The 9,438-nt window shown below is 53.7% G+C and carries 7 protein-coding genes; 1 reads left to right on the forward strand and 6 read right to left on the reverse strand.

What is annotated here, in order from left to right; genetic code table 11:
- Positions 1-42: 42 nt before the first annotated feature.
- The 5 genes from acs to ABMA60_RS17345 all read right to left on the reverse strand — a co-directional run bounded on the left by acs (position 43) and on the right by ABMA60_RS17345 (position 7,285).
- Positions 43-1,989 (reverse strand): acetate--CoA ligase, encoded by a 1,947-nt coding sequence (acs, locus tag ABMA60_RS17325; protein WP_392805807.1) that lies wholly within the window; start codon positions 1,987-1,989, stop codon positions 43-45.
- Between the two features lie 164 nt (positions 1,990-2,153).
- Positions 2,154-4,559 carry a Lon protease family protein gene (locus ABMA60_RS17330; RefSeq protein WP_392805811.1) on the reverse strand — a complete coding sequence of 802 codons (2,406 nt, stop codon included), beginning with the start codon at positions 4,557-4,559 and terminating at the stop codon, positions 2,154-2,156.
- Positions 4,560-4,588: 29 nt separating this feature from the next.
- Positions 4,589-5,383 (reverse strand): thymidylate synthase, encoded by a 795-nt coding sequence (thyA, locus tag ABMA60_RS17335; protein WP_392805814.1) that lies wholly within the window; start codon positions 5,381-5,383, stop codon positions 4,589-4,591.
- Positions 5,380-6,204 (reverse strand): prolipoprotein diacylglyceryl transferase, encoded by an 825-nt coding sequence (gene lgt, locus ABMA60_RS17340; protein WP_392805817.1) that lies wholly within the window; start codon positions 6,202-6,204, stop codon positions 5,380-5,382. Before lgt ends, thyA begins: the two co-directional genes overlap by 4 nt.
- A gap of 85 nt (positions 6,205-6,289) precedes the next feature.
- The gene (locus tag ABMA60_RS17345) at positions 6,290-7,285 is read right to left on the reverse strand and encodes a glutathione S-transferase family protein (protein ID WP_392805820.1); all 996 of its coding nucleotides are present in this window, start codon (positions 7,283-7,285) and stop codon (positions 6,290-6,292) included.
- Between the two features lie 200 nt (positions 7,286-7,485).
- Here ABMA60_RS17345 and ABMA60_RS17350 point away from each other — a divergent pair, with 200 nt between their 5' ends.
- On the forward strand, positions 7,486-8,412 hold the full coding sequence (locus ABMA60_RS17350) for a diguanylate cyclase (protein WP_392805823.1): 927 nt from the start codon (positions 7,486-7,488) through the stop codon (positions 8,410-8,412).
- A gap of 45 nt (positions 8,413-8,457) precedes the next feature.
- On the opposite strand, the gene ABMA60_RS17355 is transcribed toward ABMA60_RS17350, so the two are convergent.
- Entirely contained in the window at positions 8,458-8,871 is a 414-nt protein-coding gene (locus tag ABMA60_RS17355) for a c-type cytochrome (RefSeq protein WP_392805826.1), read from the reverse strand.
- Positions 8,872-9,438: the final 567 nt, after the last annotated feature.

Below are 9,438 nucleotides of genomic sequence, written 5' to 3' on the forward strand. Positions count from 1 at the left end.
CCGGGCTTCGATGGGCCGGAGTAGGCTCCGGCAGGGCGCGGTTTACTGATTCAGGCGGTGCTCAATCAGATCATCAACCACAGAAGGATCCGCCAAGGTTGAGGTATCGCCGAGGGCATCGTGCTCATTGGCGGCAATCTTGCGCAAAATACGGCGCATAATTTTACCTGAACGGGTTTTCGGCAGACCGTCGGCCCACTGAATCAAGTCTGGCGAGGCGATGGGACCAATTTCCTTGCGCACCCACTGCACCAGCTCTTTGGTCAGTTCCTCGGTCGGCGCAATGCCAGCCATGGGGCTGACGTAAACGTAGATACCCTGACCTTTGACGTCGTGTGGATAACCCACCACCGCCGCTTCCGATACGGCCGGGTGAGCGACCAGTGCGCTTTCGATCTCAGCGGTACCCAAGCGATGGCCAGAGACGTTGAGAACGTCATCGACGCGGCCGGTGATCCAGTAATAACCGTCTTCATCGCGACGCGCGCCGTCACCGGTGGTGTAGACGCCTTCGTAAGCGCTGAAGTAGGTCTGGATAAAGCGTTCGTGGTCGCCGTAGACGCTGCGCATCTGGCCGGGCCAGGAATCAGTAATCACCAGATTGCCCTGCACAGCGCCTTCCAGAGTGCGGCCGGCGTTATCGAGCAAGGCCGGCTTGATGCCGAAGAACGGACGAGTCGCCGAACCGGGTTTTAGGTCGGTGGCGCCGGGCAACGGCGTGATCAGAATGCCGCCGGTTTCGGTCTGCCACCAGGTATCGACGATCGGCAGCTTGGCGTTGCCGAAGTTCTGGTGATACCACTCCCAGGCTTCGGGGTTGATGGGCTCACCCACCGAACCGAGCAGGCGCAATGATGACAAGTCAACGCCGGTGTAGGCCTCATCGCCCTTGGCCATCAGGGCGCGAATGGCGGTCGGGGCGGTGTACAGGACGTTGACCTTATGCTTCTCAATAACCTGAGCGATGCGCTTGACCGACGGATAGGTCGGCACACCTTCGAACATCAATGTCTGGGCGCCGTTGGCCAGCGGTCCGTACAGAATATAAGAGTGACCAGTCACCCAGCCCACATCCGCGGCACACCAGTAAACATCGCCGTCTTGATAATCGAACACATACTGGTGGGTGATGGACGCATAGACCAGGTAACCACCGGTGGTGTGCAACACACCCTTAGGCTTGCCGGTCGAGCCGGAGGTGTAGAGGATAAACAGCGGGTCTTCGGCGTTCATTTCTTCGGCCGGGCAATCATCCGATGCCTGTGCCACGGCGTCGTGGTACCAGACATCACGACCCTCTTTCCAATCGACTTTGCCACCGGTACGACGCACCACCAGCACCTTGTCGACACAGTCGGTACCGGGCTGTTCCAACGCTTTATCGACGTTAACCTTGAGCGGTACCTTCTTGGCGCCACGCAAACCTTCGTCAGCGGTAATCACCACATTGGAGGTACAGTCTTCAATACGGCCCGCCAGAGCATCCGGAGAGAAGCCCCCGAAGACCACCGAATGAATGGCGCCAATACGCGCACAGGCGAGCATGGCGTAGGCGGCTTCGGGCACCATCGGCATATAGATGGTGACCCGGTCGCCTTTTTTGACGCCCAGGTCTTTCAGGGCGTTGGCGAGACGGCATACATGGCCGTGCAACTCGCGATAACTGATGGTTTGTTTTTCGTCAGTCGGCTCATCCGGCTCGAAAATAATGGCCGGCTGATTGCCGCGGCTTTCCAGATGGCGATCGATGCAGTTATAAGCAACGTTCAAGGTGCCATCGTGGAACCATTTGATGTGCAGATCGCTTTTATCGAAGCTGACATCTTTAACCTGAGTATAGGGTTTGAACCAGTCCAGCCGTTGTCCCTGCTCACGCCAGAAGCCTTCGTTGTCATCAACCGACTGCTGATACAGGCGCTGGTAATCTTCGCTTTTGATCAGTGCCCGTTCACGGGCTGCACTGGGCACCGGATAGACTTTGCTTTCCATTTTATTTCCCCTGTTTTTGTTCTAAATTCAGTCTTAGGGACTACATTGTTGTGTTGCGTTGTCGACTCACAATGAGACATTAGTCGATTCGCATTTAATGCCCGGCAACCAGCCAGGCATTCAGCTTAAGACGGCATCATCGCTTTGCCTAGCACCAAAGCCGCTCAGCCATCTTCATCGGTCTCCTGATAATTCTCGAACAGCTGTTTAAGCGCCGCCTGAGCGCGACCATTGACGCTGTCTTTCGGAAACAGACCACCACTGTCCATCTGGCCAGGCGTCTGACCGGTTAACAGCTCCAGCGCCTGGTACACATGTCGCACCGCCAGAATACGGAATTGACCGGCTGCAACGGCATCGATTACCGATTTACGCAACATCAGATGCTTAAGATTGTCCGCCGGAATAATAACGCCTTCCTGGCCGGTTAAACCGCGCTGCTCGCACAGTTTGAAAAATCCTTCGATTTTTTCATTGATACCACCGACGGCCTGGACTTCACCGAGCTGATTCATCGAGCCGGTTATCGCCAGACATTGCTGCACCGGAGCCTGAGCGATGGACGACAGCAGCGCACAATATTCAGCCACGGTGGCGCTGTCACCATCGACATGACCGTAGCTTTGTTCCATGGCTATGTGCGCCGACAAGGTCAACGGAAAACGGCGACCGAAATCGTGGCCCAAAAAGCCGCTGAGAATCATCACACCTTTGGAGTGAATGGCCTGACCGAGTTCAACTTCACGCTCGATATCGACCACGCCTTTGGCGCCGACATGAACGGTGGCGGTGATACGTGCTGGCGAACCAAAACGGCTTTCACCAATTTCCATAACAGTAAGGCCATTAACACAACCGACGCGTTCGCCCGTGGTATCAATCAGTACAGTGCCTTCCTGAATTTCGGTCAGCATCTGATCGGCAATGCGGCCGTTACGATACTCCGCTGCCGTTAACGCCCGTTCAACGTGTTCGTAATCGATCACCTTGGCTTCATCGTGACGACACAGGAAATCCGCCTCAGCAAAAACCTTGAATACTTTGATCACCTGAGCAGAGAGTCGACCTTGATGCTCCGCCTCGCGCAGGCTGTATTCAATCAACCGCTCCAAGGCGCTGCGTGTTAGAGGACGCAGACCCTTATCTTCACCATAGGCCTTGATGCGCAAAATAAGGTTATCGACCGTTTCCTGATTACGCGGAATAAAATTATCGAAATCGACCGGCACTCGGAACAGTTCATTAAACTCCGGATCCCATTCCTGCAACTGGTAATAAATATCGCGCGAACCGAGCAAAATAATCTTCACATTCAGCGGAATACTTTGCGGGCTGAGCGTCACCGAGTGCATCAAACTGGCATCGATAAAGGGCGACTCCATTTTCAACTCGCGCGTTTTTAGAGCGAGTTTTAATGCATCCCAGGCAAAGGGCTCAATCAGTAATTTTTCAGCATCCAAAATCAAATAACCGCCGTTGGCTTTAAGCAAACTGCCCGGGCGAATTAATTGAAAATTGGTAACCGGCATTCCCTGCTGAGTGGCGTATTCGATACGGCCAAAAAGATTTTGGTAGGTCGGCAGCATTTCATAAACCACCGGCACGCCGGCGTTCATTTCACGCTGTGTTAACAGGTTCGGTTTCAGGTAGGCCTGCAACGCCTGTTTGCGTTCCTGGTCGCTGCGCGCTTCCAAGCCCAGCTCATCGGCATAAAGTTCCAGAATCAATGGCGGCAGATGGGTTTTTATGGCCCGCAAATAACGCAACACGCTGAGTTGGCTTTGGTATTTAACTTCCAACTCTTTGAGCATCGGCTTAATCGCCTGCTGCACGGTTTCTGTGTTCAGCTGACGCAGCTGTTCCGAGGTGTTACGTCGCCAGGTCGGCAGTTCGAGCAGTTGTTCATTAAGATATTCTTCAATTTCACTGATGCGCTTTTGGAACTCACCACGCAGGTCTTCTGGCAATTGAGCGAATTCAGTTTCATCGAGCGCTTTGCCATCTATGACTGGCAACAACATCACGCTGTTTGAGTCGGAAACAACAGCCACATCCTGCTGATTGGCAAAGCGTTCAACCGTTGCCATGGCGGCGTCGTATTTTTGATTGAAATCGCGATCCAGCGCGGTGCGTTTGCGCTGATATGTCGGGTTCTCAAAAGCCGCCGGAAAGGTGTCCATCAAATCTTCGATAAAGCTGTTGATCGCCTTCGCCAGATCCTCACCCCGGGCCGCCGGCAGCTCCAGCGTCATCGGTTCCCGCGGCGTTTCAAAATTATTGATGTAGGCCCATTCGGATGGCGCCGCCTGGCTTTCAGCCAAATCTTTGACATAGTTGGACACCAGCGACTGACGCCCGGTGCCTGACTCCCCCATCACATAAAGATTGTATCCGGTGCCGCGCATGGCGATGCCGAATTCTAGGGACTCTTTAGCGCGTGGTTGCCCCAGAAACCCACTACTTCCCTCCAGGTCTGCAGTGGTTTCGATATTCAGATGGCTCAGATCAACCTGAGCTTTGAGCTGATGCGCCGCCAACGGACGCAAGGAAGCGGGATCGTACTGAGACATGAAGGTCCTTCAGCGGGCAGTGCCCGACGTCAAACGGCCACCTCGCCTTTGATGTGCGGGTGCGCCTGATAGTCGACAATTTCGAAATCTTCGAATCGATAGTCAAACAGACTGTCCGGTTTGCGCTTAATCGACAAGCGTGGCAACGGATAGGGTTCGCGAGTCAGCTGCAGATCGGTTTGCTCTGCATGATTGGAGTAGATATGCACATCGCCGCCGCTCCAGACAAAATCACCGACCTCCAGGCCAGCCTGTTGCGCCACCATATGAGTCAGCAGTGCATAAGAAGCGATGTTAAAGGGCAGCCCCAAAAAGACATCACAGGAGCGTTGATAAAGCTGGCAACTGAGCCGGCCATCGGCGACATAAAACTGGAACAGGCTGTGGCAGGGCGGTAATGCCATACGGTCGACATCGGCCGGGTTATAAGCCACGACCAACATACGGCGACTGTCCGGATTGGTTTTCAGGGTATTCAAAACCTGGCTGATCTGGTCAATGGTGTCACCATCGGGCGTACGCCAGCTGCGCCACTGCTGACCGTAAACCGGACCCAGATCGCCGTTTTCATCAGCCCACTCATCCCAGATTCGTACACCGTTTTCTTTTAAATAATGAATATTGGTGTCGCCGCTAAGAAACCACAGCAGTTCGTGGATGATTGAGCGCAGGTGCAATTTCTTGGTGGTGACCAGCGGAAAACCCTGCTGCAAATCGAAACGCATCTGGTAGCCGAACACACTGGTGGTGCCGACACCAGTGCGGTCTTCTTTAGTAGCGCCGTGGGCCTTGATGTGACGAATAAGATCCAGGTATTGCTTCATGCGCGCTTGCCTTTTTTCTCCATGGTGTCGGTTTCATAACGTGGATGCCGATAGGCCCAAATCAACATAAACACACCTATCAGAATCATCGGAACCGACAGCAACATGCCCTGAGTGACGAAGCCCAATGCCTGGAAGCCCAGATGCGCATCCGGCTCACGGAAGAATTCAGCAGCGATGCGCAATACCCCGTAGCCCACCATAAAGAAGCCCGATACCGCCATACGCGGACGCGGTTTACGGCTGAACCACCAAAGCACCAGAAACAACAACAGACCTTCGCCAGCCATCTGATAGAGCTGCGACGGGTGCCGCGTCAGACCATCGACTTGCGGAAAAATCATGCCCCAGGGAGCATCGGTCGGCCGGCCCCAGAGTTCGCCATTAATAAAATTGCCCAAGCGACCAAAGAACAGTCCGGGCGGAACCAGTGGCGCAACGAAATCACCCACGGTGAAGATCGCCATCTTGCGGCGCCGGGCAAACAACACCACAGCAACAGCCACACCGATAAAGCCGCCATGGAAACTCATGCCGCCATCCCAGATACGGATCAGGTAGAGCGGGTTCTGGAAAAACAGATCCAGATGGTAGAACAGGACATAGCCGATACGGCCACCAAGGACGATGCCGAGCACGATATAAAACAGCAGGTCACTGACTTGTTCGGGGGTAAAACCACGCCAACTTTGGCGCTTGGCACGCCAGATGCCCAAATAGAGCCCGGCCACAAAACCAAGCAGGTACATCAAACCATACCACTGCACCTGGATAGGCCCCCAGATGTGCAGCGCAACCGGATCAAATTGCGGGTGAATCATCGGCAAGTCCTCGACACTGAAGACGGCATCATACCAGAGCCGCTATGGCGCTCCTATGACTGCCGCCTTCAGCCAGAACCGGTATTTAGCCGTTAAAACGATCCCGGTCGTGAGGGGCATCAAAGCTCAGCTGTGGTCCTTTGGGGACCACACGATGTGGGTTGATGGTGTCGTGACTGTAGTAGTAATGCCGCTTGATGTGCACGATGTCCACCGTTTCGGCGATGCCGGGCTGCTGATACAGATCGCGGACATAGTTCTGCAGGTTGGGATAGTCGGCAATACGACGCAGATTGCATTTAAAGTGTCCGACGTAAACAGCATCAAAACGAACCAGCGTCGTGAACAGTCGCCAATCCGCCTCGGTAATCTGATCACCTGCCAGGTAGCGCTGTTGTGACAATCGTTCTTCCAACCAGTCCAGGCTGTCGAACAGCTCATCAAAAGCCGCTTCATAGGCCGCCTGAGTGGTCGCGAAGCCGGCTTTGTAAACGCCGTTGTTGACCGTGTGATAGACACGCTCGTTGACCGAATCGATGGTGTCGCGCAGCGGTTCAGGATAGTAATCCAGTGTATTACCGGTAATGCCATCAAAGGCGGAATTAAACATGCGGATGATTTCCGCACTTTCGTTGCTGGCAATGGTTTGTTGCGCTTTATCCCACAACACCGGAACCGTTACACGCCCGGTGTAATCGTCTTTAGCGCGCAAATAGAGTTCGTAATGGCGTTTAAGACCATATAGATCGTCACCGATCGCTGTCGAATCAGGCAACTCAGGACCATCATAGACCCAGCCTTCCTCCAGCATATCCGGATGAACTACCGACAAACCGATATGCGACTCAAGCCCTTTCAGCTTACGAAAAATCAAAGCGCGATGCGCCCAGGGACAGGCCATGGAAACATACAGGTGGTAGCGCCCGGACTCCGCCTTGAAGCCGCCTCGCCCGGATGGCCCCGGTTCACCATCAGCGGTTACCCAATTGCGGAAATACGCATCTTCACGCTGAAATTTCCCGCCTGTTTTGCTGGTGTCATACCAGCGATCCTGCCATTGACCGTTAACCAAAAGACCCATGAAAACCCTCGCTTCAGCACCCTAATGCATGCTGATTGATACATTTAAACCAGTGATAGTTAGTCTAGATATTAGTTCGGTGACGCCATAATCACAGCAGAACATCCTGACTCTGGTCTTCAGAATATTTGAAGCGCAGCTAAGGACGACTGGCCAAAGGTGATCTATGCTTGATTGCAAGTTAATGATGTCGCGGCTGCATGGAAATGGATGTTCAGACAATACTGAACGAGACTCTGGAAGCAACTCAGGTCGGGATCAATATTTGCGACCAGCAGGATCGCCTGATTTATTGTAATCCGGCCTGTGCTCAGCTATTCAACTTACCGATCGAGAACGTGCTGGGCCGCTCCTGGTATGACGTCATGCGTCATTCCTACTATGAAAACGGCACCCTGGCGATTGATACTGATGACATAGAAGCCTGGCTTGAATCTGCACGCCAGAAACGTCAGTTTAGCGACTACCGCACCTTTGAAATGGATACCCGCGATGGGCGCTGGTTTCTATGCTCCGAATACCGTCACCCGTCCGGCTGTCTGGTCTTTCAAGCCACCGAAAATACCCGCCAAAAACGGCTCGAATTGCAACTGGTCGAAACCAAGCGCCAACTTGAAGAATTAGTGAGCCACGACGACTTGACCGGCCTGCATAATCGTCGCTTTTTCTTAGAGGAATTGCACCGAACTCTGGCACAGAGCGAATCGCTAGCCAATGACTCAAGCCTGCTGATGATTGATCTGGATTTTTTTAAATCGATTAACGACAACTTCGGTCATGCCAGTGGCGACCAGGTACTGAAGGAATTTAGTCACCTGCTTCCCGAACTACTGCGCCCTTATGACCATGCCGCCCGTATCGGCGGCGAAGAGTTTGCCGTCTTCCTTCCGGACACCCAGGCTGAGGAAGGATTACGCATCGCAAACCGGATTCGTGAAACGATCAGCCAACATCACTGGTCTGGTTTCGAACCGGATTTCCGTCTTACCTTATCCATTGGCGGCATCAGCTGTCGTCCTGGTGAGGTTGCACCTGATGAACTATTAGCCAGGGCTGATAAGGCTCTTTATCAGGCTAAATCAGATGGGCGTGATCGAGTCGTTTGGGAAGGTTATTCCGACCATTAAAAAGGCGACCCTAGGTCGCCTTTTTAATTCTTGCTGGTCCGGCTATTACTGAACAGCGGCCAGCATATGGTCAACAGCAGCTTCCACTTCTTCATCGCTCAAGCTGCCATTACCACCTTTCGCTGGCATGGTGTTGAAACCATTGATGGCATGATTATAAAGCGTATCAACGCCTTTCTCGATGCGAGGAGCCCAATCACCGGCATTACCCAGGCGCGGCGCGTTCAAAACACCACTACCGTGACAAGCAGCACAGACATTGCTGTAAACCTGATCGCCACTCATCGGCTCATCGCTCGCTGATGAGGCAGCCGCTACATTAGCCGTCTCACAGGGTTGTCCTTCTATACAAACGTTACCGGCTGGCGTCAAACGGTCCCGCACCTGGTCTTCGTAAGACTCGCCCCAGGCCAAGCCAGCCAACAATGTGAAGGTCATCAGCACTAGCAATTTTTTCATTATCGGACCCGCATCTTTAGATATTCGAAGGTGGCGCAAGTATAACCAGTAACGAGGCCATTGAAAAACCAGAACGTCCGTCTAAAACAACCCTGGGGAGTGGGGCGGCACTAGGCCGCCCTTAGAGGCTGCTCTGAGCTGGGTAGGTATTAAAAGCCTAAAAATGAATAGCTCAATAGAAGCCCTTAGTTAGGCCCTGACCTACTCGGGGTGCCGAGCATGCTCGGCATCGCTGCGCGACGCGTTCCGCGCCCCAGCCGGGCACCTTCGGTGCAGCGGCTGTCACATGGGCCCCAGGGAGCAGTAAAACTGCGTCATCCGGTTTTCAAAATAAAAAACCCCGCCCTGCTAGGCAGGACGGGGTTGTTTATTTAAAAGCTTGACGATGACCTGGGCGGCACTCCGTCGGCCGGCGCCCCGGTTGGTCCGACACATCGGTTCGTAGAGTCCCGGAGCGCCGGCCGAGTCATCGTGGTGCTTGTGTTCTCCAAGCAATAAAAAACCCCGGACCATCTCTGGCCCGGGGCGGTATTAAAAGCTTGACGATGACCTACTCTCACATGGGGA

Origin of the sequence: Saccharospirillum sp. HFRX-2 (genome assembly GCF_043196805.1) — a bacterium.
Classification (GTDB): Bacteria; Pseudomonadota; Gammaproteobacteria; order Pseudomonadales; family Natronospirillaceae; genus Saccharospirillum.